The following is a 15,288-nucleotide window of genomic DNA, read 5'->3' on the forward strand; positions in this document are numbered from 1 at the left end:
TAAATTATCATGAAAAAAAGACTTTTTTTAGCGCTATTCTTAACAATATCAATGGCAGCATTTACTCAAAGTACCTATATGTTTTGTGGAAAATTAATTGATACAGAAAAAGGAAACATAAAAGAACAACAAACTGTAATTGTAAAAGGCAATAAGATTGTTGATGTTTTAAAAGGGTATGTGAATCCTGAAAACCCTGATGATGTAACAATCGATTTAAAAGATAAGGTAGTCATGCCTGGATTGATTGATATGCATGTGCATATTGAAAGTGAACACAGTCCTAAATCGAGGTTAGAAAAATACATTTTAAATGAGGCGGATAGAGCGTATAATTCTGTAAAATTTGCTGAAACCACTTTGTTAAATGGTTTTACAACAGTGAGAGATTTAGGAGGAACAGGGGTTAACATTTCTTTGGCAAAAGCAATTAAAGCAGGTAAAATTACTGGGCCTAGAGTATTTACAGCAGGAAAATCTTTAGCAACTACAGGAGGGCATGCAGATCCTACCAACGGAAGTAATAGAGAACTGATAGGAAACCCCGGTCCTAAAGAAGGAGTGGTAAACTCAGTTGAAGATGCAAAAAAAGCAGTACGTCAGCGTTATAAAAATGGGGCAGATTGTATAAAAATTACAGCTACAGGTGGAGTGTTAAGTGTGGCTAAAAGTGGAGACAACCCACAATTTACGATTGAAGAGGTAAAAGCAATTTGTGAAACGGCAAAAGATTATGGAATGCATGTAGCGGCTCATGCCCATGGAGATGAAGGAATGCAACGTGCTATTATTGGAGGGGTAAAAACTATTGAACATGGAACTTATATGAGTGATGAAACAATGGAATTGATGAAAAAATACGACGCGTATTTAGTACCAACTATTACAGCTGGAAAAGAAGTAGAAGAGAAGGCTAAAGTAAAAGGATTTTATCCAGAGATTGTAGTGCCAAAAGCCTTAGCAGTTGGTCCGCAAATACAAGGAACATTTGGGAGAGCTTATAAAAAAGGAGTAAAAATAGCTTTTGGTACGGATGCAGGCGTGTTTAAGCATGGTAAAAATGGAAAGGAGTTTGGATATATGGTGGAAGCAGGCATGCCTGCTATGGAAACGATACAGTCTGCAACAGTAACTAATGCAGCACTGTTAGGTATGAAAAATGAATTAGGACAAGTAAAAAAAGGATTTTATGCAGATATTATAGCAGTAGCTGAAGATCCAACTCAAAATATCCATACGATGGAAAAGGTTATTTTTGTAATGAAAAACGGAAAAGTATTTAAAAACTAAATAATTTATAATGGGTAACAAAAGTTCTAATTATAAATAACTAAAACAAAAAAGGAATACATGTGTATTCCTTTTTTACCCTGAATAGATTCCTCAATCTATTAGTATTGCCCCCCGACAAATATTTATATATGTTGTTATTATTGATTTTCTTTTTTTAAAAAGAGCTACTCATTACTGTTAAGAAAGAATAGCTCTCAACTAACCAAACTAATTAATCTATTTATTTTATTACGATGAATGAAACAAATACACTACAAATATATGCTTAGCTCGTAGTGTACTCTGTTATAATTCGACGAATGGTTTGTTTGAATCGTTGAATGGAAGTGTTTTTGTAGATAAACTCTATTGGTCTAAAACGTAATGTGTTGATATGCACCCATATCAGGTGAAGGGGACCTAGTAATTCCTAAAATATCTTCAGATACAGCAGATGCCTTTGATTTATTAATAGCGTCACTATTTTCACCAATGATAAATTCGTTTCTGGTAACATCTTTGAAGTTAGGTTCTCCGTTTAGAATGTTGTTTTGATAATGTAAGCTGTCTTCAAAATTTAATTCATTATTATCAGCAAATGAATTATTGAAATCATTGAATTTTATTAAACAATTCTCAATCATATAATTAAAGGTTGTTCCATCAATTCTATCAAGAACAAACTCAACATTGTTATTTCCTTCAATAATACAATTTATAAAGTTAGCGGTAACTAAATCATTAGTCTCTGTAACTTCTTGATTATCATTGTTAAGGTAAGTAATGTGGTTATTGACTAAAACTGAAGGTAACTGACGAATACTATTGTTCCAAAAGTTAGCAAAAGTGGCATGGGTAAAAGTATACTTTCCTCCAAAAGTACAAGCTAATGCAGATTGTCCTGCACTACCTATTACTAAGTTCTCTCCTTCAATATGAGTGTTTCTACCTAAAACACCATAATTTGAACTGTTATATATTTCAGTGTTTTTTATAGTTAGCGTAGGAGAGGAGGTATCTTTTCCGTCAACAAGGAGTCCGACTGTTCCATTTTTAATTTGAGCGTGATTCAACTCGTTATCATAGCTTCCCTCACGTATCCAAATTACTCCCCATTGCCCCGGTATTTCACTAAATTGATGCTCTAGTCGATCTCCTTCAAAAATGACTTTTTCACCTAGGGTACCATTTGCTTTTAAGTTAGCATTTTTATCAATAATTAAACCAGAGTTGTTGTGAAAGTGAATTTTAGCCCCGGCTTCAATAGTTAGAGTTTTGCTAGGGGGTACAGCAGCATAACCATAAATAACATAAGGTTTTTCATTGGTAAAAGTTAGTTCTTCATCAGTTAAAAAACGACCTTGTATCTCAGTTTCTTTACCATCAATAGTTAATGTTTCAATGCCTGAACTACTTTTAGAAGGAAAGATAAAATGAGCATCTTGTACCAAAGTAACCAAAGCTACATCTTGTTGATTCTCTCCTGTGTCAAACAGTATTTTATCGGTGTATAAAGGGTTGGTAACTGCGTTAACATCAATAGTGGTTTCAATAAATATATAGATGCTATCATTTGCTAAAATATCGATGTTGTTAAAGTTGTCACCGGCTAAGCCATCTACGTTTAATCGGTAATTTGACGTATTTCCATTTTCTAATTTAATTTCTGGAATAGTAATGGTTTTGTTACTCTTGTTATATACTTTTAAATTATAAGTAGCAGAACCAATATTACTAAAAATAGTGTCTAGAAATACGGTATCTTTGGAAAATTGTAGCTTCCCATAACTAGGAACTGTATTGAAGTCTTTTCTACAAGACATTACAATAATGGATAAAATAAGTGCTAGTACGGGAAGGGTATTTTTCATGGTTTTTGGTCGTAGATTATTGTTTGATTAATTCTATTTCGAATAATTTGCCCCAATGCTTTCCTGTAACAAATAAGCGATTGTTTTCAGCGTCATAAGCAATTCCGTTTAACACATCGTCTTGTGGTTCTAGAGCCTGGTTTTTTGCAACGATATCTCTTAATCCGTTTAAGTTTGCAACCCCTTCAACAACACCAGTTTCAGGATTGATAATAACTATAGAGTTTTGTTGCCATTTGTTTGCATAAATTTTTCCGTTGATAAGTTCAATTTCATTTAGATTATCAACAGGATATTTGTTTGTATAAACTTGAATACTTCTTTTTTCTTGTTGGGTATTTGCATCTAAAAACCAAACCTTGTTAGTTCCGTCTGTTTTAATAAGTTCAGAATTATTGTGAGTTAATCCCCATCCTTGATTGCTATTTGTATAATTAAAGCTTCCAAGTTGTTTAAAAGTTTCAAAGTCGTAAATAAACCCTTTTCTGGCTTGCCATGTTAACCAATAAATTTTATTGTTAAAAATAGTCATCCCTTCTCCAAAGTATTTTTTATCTAAATCTACTTTTTGTAATACGTCACCAGTTTTTAATTCAACCTTGCGTAAGGTAGATTGTCCTTTACGTCCTGTACTTTCATATAAGTACCCATTTTTATACTCCAAACCTTGTGTATAAGCATCTTTGTCGTGCGGGTAAATATTTACAATTTTATAAGAATATACAGCAGGAGCTTCTTTGGCTAATACTTCAATAGAGTTGTTTAATTTTTTTGATTTATTAGGGTAAAAAGCCAAAGCAGTAACGGCATGTTTTCCTACACCAAAATCAGCTGTGTTAATAGTAACACTTGTTTCGTTCGTGTTTACACGTTTGTTGTTTACGTACAATTGTACAGAGTCTATCTGTTCACCTTTTAATTGTTCAAACTTAATAGCCGCTTTTTTACCTAGTGTGGTTTTTTTAGTAGTATCTAATTTAAATTTGTAATTAGTTTCGCTACAAGAGGTTACGAGTAAGGTAGTTAATCCTAAGGTTAAAAGTTGATAAAAACGCATATATATAATGTTATTTTCGATAGTTTATAAAGATGTTGTACAAATTAAAGCAAATTATTTGTTTGCAAATTAAAAAAAAGGGTTAAATTTGCACCCTCAAATAGCCATTGCAGGTTTTTGATATATGAAACAACTATAAAGCTTTACCAACTTTATAATTTTTTCAACAAAAATAAAAGATTTTAAATTTACAAGAGATGAAAAAAGGTATCCATCCAGAAAATTATAGAATGGTAGCGTTTAAAGACATGTCTAACGGAGATGTTTTTTTAACACGTTCAACTGCTAATACAAAAGAAACTTTAGAAGTAGAAGGCGTTGAGTATCCATTAATCAAATTAGAAATTTCAAGAACTTCACATCCTTTCTACACTGGTAAGTCTAAGTTAGTAGATACTGCAGGGCGTATTGATAAGTTCAAAAACAAGTACGCGAAATTCAAAAAATAATTTCACGTATTTCAAATATAAAAGAAAGCTCTGGCTATATGTCAGAGCTTTTTTTATGCTAAAATTGTATTTTTGCCAGAAAAACAAAAGAGATGAGAGATACCATTTTATCTGTTATTATTGTAATTAATATATTATGTGGTGTGTTGGTTTATTTCATGCCAGATATGGGAAATTATATTTTGTTAACTGTTGCTTCAGCGGTAACTTTATTAGCAATATATGACGCCTTTATTCAAAAAAAGCACTCGTTAATGCGTGCTTTTCCTGTAATTGCTCGTTTGCGTTGGGTGTTTGAAGAAGAACGAGAAAAAATTCAGCAGTATTTTATTGAAGATGATTTGAGTGGAAAGCCTATTAATCGTGAAAAAAGAAGTATTGTTTATCAGCGGTCAAAGGAAGAAATTGAAACGGTGCCTTTTGGTACCCAGCACAATGTATATGCAAAGGGATATGAGTTTGTAAAACATTCGTTATTTCCTAAAGATCACCACCATATAAGTGGTGAAAGAGTACTTATAGGTTCAGATAAGTGTACCCAAAAATACAATTCTTCTATCATCAATATTTCAGCAATGTCTTTTGGGTCATTGAGTAAAAATGCAATTATGGCATTGAATCAAGGAGCTAAAATGGGCGATTTTGCTCATAACACAGGTGAAGGAGGAATTTCACCTTATCATTTACAAGGAGGAGATTTAATTTTTCAAGTAGGTACTGGTTATTTTGGAGCTGGAAAAAGTGTGAATGGGAAGCGCGTTTTTGATGCAGAGGTTTTTAAGAAAAATGCTGTTAGAGAAGAGGTAAAGATGGTTGAAATTAAGCTTTCACAAGGAGCTAAACCGGGGCACGGTGGAATTCTTCCGGCAAAAAAGAACACAAAAGAAATTGCTGAAATTCGTTCTGTAGAGCCCTTTACACGAGTAGATTCACCACCAGCACATGATGCTTTTTCTAATTTTGATGAAATGATTGCGTTTATTCAGCAAGTAAGAGAATTATCAGGAGGAAAACCTATTGGGATTAAATTTTGTGTTGGAGATAACGATGAAATTGAAGCCATGATTAAAGCTTTTGCAGATGCTAATAATTATCCTGATTATATCGCTGTTGATGGAGGAGAAGGGGGAACGGGGTCTGCGCCGTTAGAGTTTTCAAACTACATTGGTACCCCTTTGTTAGAAGGGTTGTCTTTTGTAAACAAGATGTTGAAAAAATACGGACTAAAAAATCAAGTAAAAATTATTGCAAGTGGAAAGGCTATTGATGCTTTTGATGTGATTAAATATGTAGCTTTAGGAGCCGATGCAATTGGTATGGCTCGTAGTTTTATGTTGAGTTTAGGATGTATACAGGCACGTGAGTGTAATTTAGATACTTGCCCTGTAGGTGTGGCAACACAAGATAAAGATTTAGTAAAGGCTTTGGTAGTTAAGTATAAGAATATGCGTGTGAAAAATTACCATAATAAAACCATTAGCGCAATAAAAGAAATGGTGGCTGCTATGGGGAAAGATTCAATTGAGGATATAGAGCCAAAACATATTTTTAGAAGAAATAGAGCTGGAGAAATAACTTCTTTAGATGATATTTACTACGCTAAAGAGGAGGTTTTAATTAGCTAAACGTAGAAAATTAATTGGATACTACCGTAAAAATAAACTCAAAAACGTATCAATTACAGCGTTATCCTAAGACTTCTGATAAAAGTTTACGAGCTTGGAGTAATGCTGAACTCTTAGTGTTAGATTATATAACTGAAAAGAATATAGAGCAGGTACACCTTTTTAATGATCGTTTTGGGCTGTGGAATTGTGCTTTACAGCATAAAAAAGTTACTACTGTTTGGACGTATGCTAGTCAGCAAAAAGCAATTTGGCACAACTTAGAATTGAATAATTTTTCTACGGAAGTTGATTTTAAAACTCCACTTAATGATTTGCAGCATGTAGAAGTAGCCTTGATTAAAATACCAAAGTCTTTAGAGTTATTTGAGTTATTCTTACAGCAAATCCATAAAGCTTCACATGAAAAAACTGAGGTTATTTGTGGGTTTATGACTAAGTATTTTTCTCCTTCTTTTATAAAGGTTGCTGAACAATATTTTGAAGAAGTTACGCAGTCAAAAGCTTGGAAAAAAGCACGATTACTTATTTTTAAAGCTCCTAAAAAAGAAATTCAAAAGAAAAATCTAATTAACACTATCCAATGGAAAGACAGAGCTTTACAGCAATATTATGGCGTGTTTTCTTCTGGGAATGTAGATATAGGAACACAATTTTTTTTAGAAAATTTAGTGGTAAAACCAGAAGAACTGAGAGTATTAGATGTAGCTTCTGGAAACGGAATTATAGCTTGTGAAGTTGCCAAGCAAAATCTACAAGCTAAAGTAACTCTATTAGATGATTTTAACTTGGCTATAGAATCATCTAAAATTAATTTAGAAGGAAATAAAACAGAATTTTTATGTGATGATACTCTAGAGCACATCAAAGAAAATTCTTTCGACTTAGTAGTATCAAACCCACCTTTTCATTTTGAATATGAGAATAATATTGACGTGGCACTCAACCTTTTTAAAGGAGTAGAAAATTGTTTGAAAAACAATGGAAGATTTTTGTTAGTTGCTAATTCACATTTGAATTATAGTACGCACCTAACAAAGCTTTTTTCTTCAGTAAGTGTGTTGCAACAAAATAAAAAGTTTCAAATAATAGAATGTATAAAAAAACGCTAAGAAGTTCTCTTAGCATTTTTTGTTTGATTTGTAAACTTTAATACTACCAATAATATGATAAACCGAACATTAAATCAGTTGAGTTTATATTAAACTGAAATGAATCAGATTCTCTGTCAGGAAAACTACTTTCATCTTGGTCTATTTTAGAATACCCTAAACTACCTATATTAGTTTCTAAGGCAATATTTTTGTTTAAAAAATAAGTTATTCCAGGTCTTATTCCTATAAAATATTGGTTGGTGCTTCTTTCGTATGGAGTAGAATTAATATTGCTTGAATAATCAGCATAACTATAACTAAACTCTCCTTGTAACGAAATAGTTAATTTCTTTCCAAGTGGAAAGTGTTTTTTAACATAAGGAAAGATTTGGTAGGAATTACCTTTTCCAATTTGACTCCCTGATTCACTTTTAGAATATCCATAGCCTACACCTAAACCTATAATTAAGTTGTCGTTAATAGTGTATCCTACCTTAGGAGAGAAGTTAAAGTTAAAATATTTAGAAGTTTCAGGAGAACCCTCAAATTCATTACTATTATGTCCTATAGAAAAATTTGCACTAGTATACCACGTGCCTTTTTCAATAGTTAACTTTTCTTTTTTTTCTTGCCCATAAGCAAATGACAATGCAAGTAGCATTGTCCCTACTACTAATTTTTTCATAATTAAATTTTCTTTTAAAGCAACCAAAAGTACTTGTCTTAAATTAATAAAAGGTTAGCTTAATGAAAAATCATAGGAAAATTCCTCTTCAATAATTTGTTCTGTACAATTTTTTAAATCGTTTATAAATTCATCAATTTGAGTTTTTGTTACGTTAGGCATACAAATAACATGAGAAATGTTCCCTTCAGTGGCTAACTGCCATTTATCTTTAATACTTTGTGGAGTTTTTGGTAATACAACAGTAATTGCATTAGGATTTCTCCAAGCATTTATTCCAATTTTTTGCAATTCAGCTTCGCAGTATTCAGCTATAGCTAAACTATGCTGATAACGCTGTTGTAAACCTTCAATACCTAACTTTTTTATGGCATACCACAAAAATAAAGGAGAATGCCCGTTACGTGAACCTGTAATAGTGGTGTCAAACGAACCGATATATGAAATACCTTTAGCAATTCTATCTCTATTCGATCTTTTGGCCATTAACACGCCAGTTGGGATTGGTGAACCAATAAATTTATGCCCACTAATAGAAATACTATCTGCGCCATCCATAAAATCAAAAGGAAGGCGAGGCTGCATGAATGGTCCGAAAGAGCCAGCTAAAGCAGCATCACAATGAATATAATGATCTTGAATAGCCAAATTGTGTAAAATCCCTTTTATTTTACCGATGTCGTCTTTAGCTTCTTTCATAGTGGTACCAAAAGTAGCCAATACGATTACAGGCTTATGACGATTCATACGAACCGTATTTTCAAAATCTTCGTAATCCATTTCACCATTTTCTTGTGATTTAATTACAATACTAGGTATGTTTAATAGGTGAATGTTTTTACGTACACTGTAATGAGTAGATTCAGAATAGTATACCATAGCCTTAGGAAATAATTCACGAGCAATGTATAAGCCATATAAATTACTTTCTGAGCCCCCATTAGTTACGTATCCCCAAAAGTCTTTTGGGTTTGCTCTAAATAGTTTAGCAAAAAAAGCAATGACTTCGCGTTCCATTTCATGAGTTCGTACACGGTAAGTTCCTTGTTCAAAAGGGTCTCCCAAGTTGTTAATTGGGTATTGAAAAAATGTATTTAATTCTGAATAATCAAAATCTTTTGATACAGGATACCCTAAAAAAGTGTCGCGGGCAGCAGCCAATTCTTCTTGTAATTTATCTAATTTTTGTTGATTTTCTACTGATAATTTTCCTTCGTTAACCATGGGATTACAATTTAAGCGGGCAAATGTAAACGAAGCAATGTTATTTGTCAGGTTTTTGTTTAATATTTAGAATATTTTTCTGATATAATTATTTAAATAGATAAATAAACTGCTATTTCTTTTTTGTATGGATAAAAGAAGATATATTTTAAGGTTGAGGTTAAAAATGAAGAAGAGAACGTAAAAAAAGCCCATCTAAGTAGATGAGCTTTTAAACTTTATAATTTAAATTTGATTAGACCTTATTCTGCGGCTTTATCAACCACAACACGATGCTCACGATTCGCAACTTCCCAGGCAGTATGGAAAACCAAACGAGCTCTATTTTCTAACATTTCGTAATTGATTTTGTCAGGAGTGTCAGTTGGTCGGTGATAGTCGGCATGTGTTCCATTAAAATAAAAAATAATAGGAATGTTGTGCTTAGCAAAATTATAATGGTCAGAACGATAATAAAAACGGTTAGGGTCGTTATCATCGTTGTATTTATAGTCTAAATCGATGTTTGTATATTTTTTATTCATCGCTTCAGAAATGTTATGTAATTCAGTACTTAGCTTATCAGAACCGATTAAGTATACATAGTTAGGATTTCCTTTATGGCGGTCGTCAACTCTACCAATCATGTCAATATTTAAATCAGCAACAGTATTGGCTAATGGGAAAATTGGGTTTTCAGTATAATATTTAGAACCTAATAAACCTTTTTCTTCACCTGTAACGTGTAAGAATAAAATAGAACGTTTAGGACCTTTACCAGCGTCAGCAGCTTGTTTAAAAGCTTCAGCAATTTCTAAAATAGCTACAGTTCCTGAACCATCATCATCTGCACCATTGTATATTTCTCCATTCTTAACCCCTTCGTGGTCTAGATGAGCAGAAATAACCACTATTTCACTTGGCTTTTCCGTTCCTTTGATAAAAGCAACAACATTTTCAGAGTCTTTTAAAGTCATTCCTCTACGATTGTTACTTAAATACTCAGAAGGTACTTCTTGAAAATAATCATTACCACCTAAAGGGGAAGCTATTCCTTGACTAACATAAAAATCTTTTAAATACTTTACCGCCTTTTTTTGTCCAGGCTCCCCTGTATTTCTTCCTTCAAATTCATCGGAAGCATAGATAAACAGATGTTTACCTAAATCTTTTGCCGTAATGGTTTGGGCATATTTTGCAGCTTGGTCTGTGGTGGCATCATTATTTGCAGTTTCTTTGCTAGAGCCACAAGCTACCAGTGCAAAAGCACTAGCTATATAAAGTAATTTTTTCATCAATAATTAAGGTTTGTTTAGTTTGATTGGTTTCAAAAGTAACAAAATGTTACAATCGCTCAAATTTAATTTTTCTTAATAACGAATTGTTCTAATGTTTTGTTAAAACTTATTAATTCTTTAGGGAAAAGTTCATTAAAGGCATTTTGGGTAATTAATTCTTGAGAAGTACCAGTGTATAGTTGTTTTTCAGAAAGCAGTATGAATTCATCTGCTAGTTGGATGGCTATATTTACTTCGTGAGTAGAGATAATAATAGTTTTTCCAGTGTTTTCTACAAGTTTTTTTAATAAAGAAAACACTTTGAAGGTGTGATGTATATCTAGGTGAGCAGTTGGCTCATCTAAAATAATAATTTCGGTATCTTGAGCTAACGCACGAGCAATAAGTACACGTTGTAACTGACCGTCGCTTAATTCATAAAATCGCTTGTCTTTTAAATGGGTAATTTCTGTTTGCTCAATTGCCCAAAGAATCTTTTTTAAATGTTCTTGTGTTAGTTTGTCAATCCAGTTAGTGTAAGGTTGGCGACCTAAAGCAACGAGTTCAAAAACAGTTAGTTGACTTAGTGGCAGGCGTTCGGTTAATACCAAACTTAGGGTAGTAGATAATTCTTGGTTGGTATAGGCTGAAAGTTCTTTTTGATTGATTTTTACAACACCTTTTAAAGGTTTTTGAACTTTAGAAATGGTGCGGAGTAAGGTTGATTTTCCAATGCCGTTTTTACCTAATAAAGCGACAAACTTTCCTTTTTCAATAGTTACGTTAATATCCGAAACAATAAGAGTTTCTTGCTTTTTTGACTTGTACCCTATAGAAAGGTTTTCTGTTTGTAAGACGATATGTTTTGGTTGCTGTTTGATATGTACTCGTTTAACTATTTATACCATTTTTAAATTCTGAACTTTATACATAAATCTTTTTCTTCCTAATTAATAACCAAATAACTACTGGTGCTCCAAATAAAGAGGTTATAGCGTTGATAGGTAAAGTAAATTCACTTGTAGGTAATTGTGCTATGCTATCGCAAATTAATAGAATAATTGCTCCAATTAAAGCAACTGCAGGTAATAATACTTTGTGGTTTGAGGTAGAAAAAATCATTTTAGCAATATGCGGAACAGCCAATCCAACAAAAGCAATAGGTCCAGAGAAAGCAGTAATGACTCCTGTAAGAATACTTGTAATTAATAAAATAATATTTCTGTTTTTTTTAATGTCAATACCCAAGCTTTTTGCATAGTTTTCACCTAATAAAAAGCTGTTTAAAGGTTTTATAACAGAAAAAGTTCCAAGAATTCCTACAAGGTAAATTGCTCCAAAAACTGAAAGTTCAGCCCAAGTTAGGTTTCCTAAGCTTCCAAAGCTCCAAAATAAATATTGTTGTATTTGCTCCGCTTCACTAAAAAAAGCTAAAACACTAATAACGGCCGATGTTAACGAGCCAAACATTAAGCCGATAATTAAAATAGACATGGTATTTCGGACTTTGTTTGCAGCGATAATAACCGCTGATAATACTAAGAAAGATCCTGCACTAGCAGCAATGGCTAATGCCCAGTTGGAGTAGATTGCTACTAAAAAAAATCCTCCAAAAACACTAGAGCCTAAAATGAGTAATGCTACACCAAGGCTTGCGCCAGAAGATATTCCTAATACGAAAGGACCAGCAAGTGGATTTCTGAATAATGTTTGCATTAACAAACCACTTATGGCTAATCCAGATCCTACCAGTATTGCAGTAATTGCTTTAGGTAAGCGGTAGTTGATAATAATGGTTTCCCAACTATCTTTTGCTACTGGATTACCAAATAAGGAATTGAAAATTTCTTTTAAAGGTATTGATACGGAACCTAAGCTAATGTTTAATAATAAAAAAACGATCAGTAAAACCGATAAAAGTAAAAAATGAAAGGTGTATGTTTTTGATAAATTCAATTAGTTAATTGATTTTAAAAATGCTACTAATTGTTGAATTGCTAATCCTCTATGGCTTATTTTGTTCTTTTCTTCTGAAGTCATTTCTGCAAATGATTTATTGTATCCTTCAGGTTGAAAAATAGGATCATATCCAAAACCTTTTTCACCTTGTTTAGATGTTAAAATAGTTCCTTTACAAACTCCATCAAATAAAAACTGTTTTTTGTCTAAATTTAAACAAATAGAAGTCCTAAACTGAGCATTTCTATCAGTTTTATTATCCAACGCTGTTAATAGTTTTTGCATGTTGTTTTCAGCATTAGCAGGTTCACCTGCGTAGCGAGCAGAATATACTCCTGGTTCTCCATTTAAAGCTTCTACCTCTAAACCTGTATCGTCGGCAAAACAATTATATCCAAATTTTTCGGTAATGTAATTTGCTTTAATCTTAGCATTACCTTCTAAAGTAGTTGCAGTTTCTTCAATATCATCAAAGCAATCGATATCTTTCAAAGAAAGTAACTCAATAGAGCTAGGGAGCATTTTTTGTACTTCAGCAAGTTTGTTTAGATTGTTAGTAGCAAAAACTAGTTTCATGTGTTGAAAATTAACAAAAGCAAATGTATTCAATTTTTATCATCTTGCTGGTGTTTTTATTTTTTATAAAAAAGATATTCGTCTTGAAAGTCTTGTAAATAAAGAGGTATTGTGAGAAGGTAGGGTTAAAAATTATTAAGTACCCTAAAAGGTTTATCGTAAAATTTTTTCCATTTTACGACCTTTAGCTAATTCATCTACAAGCTTGTCTAAATAACGAACTTGCTTCGTTAACGGAGTTTCGATTTCTTCTATTCGATAACCACAAATAACACCTGTAATTAAATGGGCATTTGGATTTAAGTTGGCTTCTTTGAAGAAGGTTTCAAAAGTTACTTTTTGATCAATTAAGTTGTTTAACATCTGGTTATCAAAACCAGTTAACCATTCAATTATTTGATGTAACTCCTCTTTAGTTCTACCTTTTTTCTCAACTTTCGTAACATAGTGTGGATAAACAGAAGCAAAAGTTATGTTTGCAATTCTTTCGTCGTGTTTTGGTGTTGTTTTCATGTTTTATAGTTAGTGAGAAACTACTTTTAGTCCTACAATTGAAATAATTAAGGTAGTGATAAAAAAGAGTCGCCAAAATGTAGCAGGTTCTTTAAAAATCAGAATCCCAATTAATACTGTTCCTACAGCTCCTATACCTGTCCAAACTGCATAAGCAGTTCCAATAGGTAGCTCTTGTGTTACTTTTATAAGAAGTAACATACTGATAGATAAACAAACTAAAAAGCCTATATACCAGTAAGAAGCTTCAATTCCTGTGGCTTCTTTAGCCTTGCCAAGACAAGCAGCAAAAGCGACTTCAAAAAGCCCAGCTGTAATTAATAAAGTCCAATTCATTTATTAAATTTTACTGTTAACTGATTATTTTATATAACAGATTCTCGTTGAGATGTTAATTTATGAAAATTTTTATTAGTAAGTAATTCTGCTACTTTATTTCTTCCCTCAGCTCCATTTTCTAATATATAAGCTAATTCTTTTGGAGTTAAAAGTGTTATGTTAACCAATGCTATTTCTTCAATACTTAATTTTAAAGAGTCACTAATACTGTTATTTTTTAAACCTAACAATATACCAACCTCTTCATCTTCATTTACAAAATATTCAGGTAATCCACTACTATCAATAGTAGTGGAAATGTAGGTGTAATCATTTATAGTATATGAAATATTAGGGTTAGCAGCAGCAATATTACTTGTTCTTCGTATAACTTTAAATTCCCAAGAATCAATAACCTGTTGAATGTCTTCATATTTATTACCGCTAATTGCATAGAGCTCTAAACCAATACCGTTATAGGTTTGGTTTTCTGAGTTTGTATCGTAGTCGTCATATGGATCACTTAATCCATCTGTAGCTATAATAGTTTCATTATCAGTATTAATTCCTATATGTGCTTGTTGCAAAGAAGGCCATTTTGGCCCTCCTAAAAAGGTAGGGTTAATCATACTTCCTATAACATCAGAAAAAGGAGTTCCTGTTTGTTGCCAGTATTCATTTCTAATCTCAGATGAGCGTTGAAAATGTTGTTCGTAATTCATAATGTTGTGTATTGTTTATAGTTTTTACAGTGTAAAAAAATGATTTAAACATCTTCTTTATTAACTATACCTCCCCATTCGTCGGAGTAAACATATTTGCCATTTTCAAGATTGTTACAATAGTTTTCAAAGAAAATTTTAAAAGAAGGAGCAATAAATTCTCTTATACTATCGTCATGCCACATCCTTATTATTTGCCCTTTGGTTCCATTTTCAGTAGGGTCCATATCTATACAAAGATGATTTCCTGATCCGTCATAGGTAATTGGTATCCATTTAGGGTTCCACCAAAAGTTTTTAATTTCTTCGTCAGGCTCAGCTTCACAATCATCAAAGTCTCCACTTTGATATAAATCATACCAAATTTTCCATTCGTCCATTATTCGGTCAGAAGAAAGTAACTCTTCAGCATCTATAAAACCATCAGCATTGCTATTTTGACCATTGTGTATACTTAAAAAGGCTATAAAGTCTTCAGGTAATTCTGTTTGTATAGTTTGTTGTAATTGTTTTATTTCTTCTGGTTGAACTGCAGGCTGAAGGTCTTTTGATAAATGAGGAGCATTTGAAGTAATCCAATTTTTAAATCGACTCCATAAGTTTTCAATTTCAATTTGTTGATTTTTCATTTTAATTATTTTTTGTAGTATAATATTGGTGCTTATTA

At 32.3% G+C, this 15,288-nt stretch carries 16 protein-coding genes; 4 read left to right on the plus strand and 12 right to left on the minus strand.

What is annotated here, in order from left to right:
• Positions 1-9 precede the first annotated feature (9 nt).
• The gene (locus tag ACN0WY_RS03475) at positions 10-1,290 is read left to right on the plus strand and encodes a metal-dependent hydrolase family protein (protein WP_330488228.1); all 1,281 of its coding nucleotides are present in this window, start codon (positions 10-12) and stop codon (positions 1,288-1,290) included.
• Between the two features lie 356 nt (positions 1,291-1,646).
• On the opposite strand, the gene ACN0WY_RS03480 is transcribed toward ACN0WY_RS03475, so the two are convergent.
• Entirely contained in the window at positions 1,647-3,143 is a 1,497-nt protein-coding gene (locus ACN0WY_RS03480; protein ID WP_417799572.1) for a hypothetical protein, read from the minus strand.
• Between the two features lie 16 nt (positions 3,144-3,159).
• Positions 3,160-4,200, minus strand: coding sequence for a glutaminyl-peptide cyclotransferase (locus ACN0WY_RS03485; RefSeq protein ID WP_330488226.1), 1,041 nt, complete (start codon positions 4,198-4,200; stop codon positions 3,160-3,162).
• A gap of 197 nt (positions 4,201-4,397) precedes the next feature.
• Between ACN0WY_RS03485 and ACN0WY_RS03490 the strand changes: the two genes are divergently transcribed.
• From ACN0WY_RS03490 to ACN0WY_RS03500, 3 genes are all read left to right on the plus strand, one after another.
• On the plus strand, positions 4,398-4,649 hold the full coding sequence (locus tag ACN0WY_RS03490; protein ID WP_047789607.1) for a type B 50S ribosomal protein L31: 252 nt from the start codon (positions 4,398-4,400) through the stop codon (positions 4,647-4,649).
• Positions 4,650-4,741: 92 nt separating this feature from the next.
• On the plus strand, positions 4,742-6,274 hold the full coding sequence (locus tag ACN0WY_RS03495) for an FMN-binding glutamate synthase family protein (RefSeq protein ID WP_330488225.1): 1,533 nt from the start codon (positions 4,742-4,744) through the stop codon (positions 6,272-6,274).
• Between the two features lie 14 nt (positions 6,275-6,288).
• Positions 6,289-7,386, plus strand: a complete 1,098-nt coding sequence (locus tag ACN0WY_RS03500) for a methyltransferase (protein WP_417799573.1) — start codon at positions 6,289-6,291, stop codon at positions 7,384-7,386.
• 43 nt (positions 7,387-7,429) lie between these two features.
• Here ACN0WY_RS03500 and ACN0WY_RS03505 read toward each other — a convergent pair whose 3' ends face one another.
• The 10 genes from ACN0WY_RS03505 to ACN0WY_RS03550 all read right to left on the minus strand — a co-directional run bounded on the left by ACN0WY_RS03505 (position 7,430) and on the right by ACN0WY_RS03550 (position 15,250).
• Positions 7,430-8,053 carry an outer membrane beta-barrel protein gene (locus tag ACN0WY_RS03505; protein ID WP_417799574.1) on the minus strand — a complete coding sequence of 208 codons (624 nt, stop codon included), beginning with the start codon at positions 8,051-8,053 and terminating at the stop codon, positions 7,430-7,432.
• 54 nt (positions 8,054-8,107) lie between these two features.
• The gene (locus ACN0WY_RS03510; RefSeq protein WP_330488222.1) at positions 8,108-9,277 is read right to left on the minus strand and encodes a histidine decarboxylase; all 1,170 of its coding nucleotides are present in this window, start codon (positions 9,275-9,277) and stop codon (positions 8,108-8,110) included.
• A 242-nt stretch (positions 9,278-9,519) separates the two neighbouring features.
• Positions 9,520-10,551 carry a M28 family metallopeptidase gene (locus ACN0WY_RS03515; RefSeq protein WP_330488221.1) on the minus strand — a complete coding sequence of 344 codons (1,032 nt, stop codon included), beginning with the start codon at positions 10,549-10,551 and terminating at the stop codon, positions 9,520-9,522.
• A 65-nt stretch (positions 10,552-10,616) separates the two neighbouring features.
• Positions 10,617-11,432, minus strand: a complete 816-nt coding sequence (locus ACN0WY_RS03520; RefSeq protein WP_417799632.1) for an ABC transporter ATP-binding protein — start codon at positions 11,430-11,432, stop codon at positions 10,617-10,619.
• 25 nt (positions 11,433-11,457) lie between these two features.
• Positions 11,458-12,489 carry an iron ABC transporter permease gene (locus tag ACN0WY_RS03525; protein ID WP_330488220.1) on the minus strand — a complete coding sequence of 344 codons (1,032 nt, stop codon included), beginning with the start codon at positions 12,487-12,489 and terminating at the stop codon, positions 11,458-11,460.
• Complete coding sequence (locus ACN0WY_RS03530) at positions 12,490-13,068, minus strand: non-canonical purine NTP diphosphatase (protein WP_073183277.1); 579 nt, start codon at positions 13,066-13,068, stop codon at positions 12,490-12,492.
• A gap of 153 nt (positions 13,069-13,221) precedes the next feature.
• Complete coding sequence (locus ACN0WY_RS03535) at positions 13,222-13,581, minus strand: DUF2200 domain-containing protein (RefSeq protein ID WP_073183274.1); 360 nt, start codon at positions 13,579-13,581, stop codon at positions 13,222-13,224.
• Positions 13,582-13,590: 9 nt separating this feature from the next.
• Positions 13,591-13,917, minus strand: coding sequence for a DMT family transporter (locus ACN0WY_RS03540; protein ID WP_073183272.1), 327 nt, complete (start codon positions 13,915-13,917; stop codon positions 13,591-13,593).
• Between the two features lie 29 nt (positions 13,918-13,946).
• Positions 13,947-14,621: a hypothetical protein gene (locus ACN0WY_RS03545; protein ID WP_417799575.1), complete on the minus strand. Its 675-nt coding sequence runs from the start codon at positions 14,619-14,621 to the stop codon at positions 13,947-13,949.
• Between the two features lie 44 nt (positions 14,622-14,665).
• Positions 14,666-15,250, minus strand: a complete 585-nt coding sequence (locus tag ACN0WY_RS03550) for an SMI1/KNR4 family protein (protein ID WP_417799576.1) — start codon at positions 15,248-15,250, stop codon at positions 14,666-14,668.
• Between the last annotated feature and the right edge of the window lie 38 nt (positions 15,251-15,288).

Origin of the sequence: Tenacibaculum sp. (assembly GCF_048269885.1) — a bacterium.
GTDB lineage: Bacteria > Bacteroidota > Bacteroidia > Flavobacteriales > Flavobacteriaceae > Polaribacter.

Excerpts from the sequence above, each read along its gene's own strand:
- ACN0WY_RS03550 (WP_417799576.1), bottom strand. The coding sequence starts at position 15,250 with ATGAAAAATCAACAAATTGAAATTGAAAACTTATGGAGTCGATTTAAA.
- ACN0WY_RS03490 (WP_047789607.1), top strand. The coding sequence starts at position 4,398 with ATGAAAAAAGGTATCCATCCAGAAAATTATAGAATGGTAGCGTTTAAA.
- ACN0WY_RS03515 (WP_330488221.1), bottom strand. The coding sequence starts at position 10,551 with ATGAAAAAATTACTTTATATAGCTAGTGCTTTTGCACTGGTAGCTTGT.
- ACN0WY_RS03480 (WP_417799572.1), bottom strand. The coding sequence starts at position 3,143 with ATGAAAAATACCCTTCCCGTACTAGCACTTATTTTATCCATTATTGTA.
- ACN0WY_RS03535 (WP_073183274.1), bottom strand. The coding sequence starts at position 13,581 with ATGAAAACAACACCAAAACACGACGAAAGAATTGCAAACATAACTTTT.
- ACN0WY_RS03530 (WP_073183277.1), bottom strand. The coding sequence starts at position 13,068 with ATGAAACTAGTTTTTGCTACTAACAATCTAAACAAACTTGCTGAAGTA.
- ACN0WY_RS03505 (WP_417799574.1), bottom strand. The coding sequence starts at position 8,053 with ATGAAAAAATTAGTAGTAGGGACAATGCTACTTGCATTGTCATTTGCT.
- ACN0WY_RS03495 (WP_330488225.1), top strand. The coding sequence starts at position 4,742 with ATGAGAGATACCATTTTATCTGTTATTATTGTAATTAATATATTATGT.
- ACN0WY_RS03540 (WP_073183272.1), bottom strand. The coding sequence starts at position 13,917 with ATGAATTGGACTTTATTAATTACAGCTGGGCTTTTTGAAGTCGCTTTT.
- ACN0WY_RS03475 (WP_330488228.1), top strand. The coding sequence starts at position 10 with ATGAAAAAAAGACTTTTTTTAGCGCTATTCTTAACAATATCAATGGCA.
- ACN0WY_RS03485 (WP_330488226.1), bottom strand. The coding sequence starts at position 4,200 with ATGCGTTTTTATCAACTTTTAACCTTAGGATTAACTACCTTACTCGTA.
- ACN0WY_RS03510 (WP_330488222.1), bottom strand. The coding sequence starts at position 9,277 with ATGGTTAACGAAGGAAAATTATCAGTAGAAAATCAACAAAAATTAGAT.
- ACN0WY_RS03545 (WP_417799575.1), bottom strand. The coding sequence starts at position 14,621 with ATGAATTACGAACAACATTTTCAACGCTCATCTGAGATTAGAAATGAA.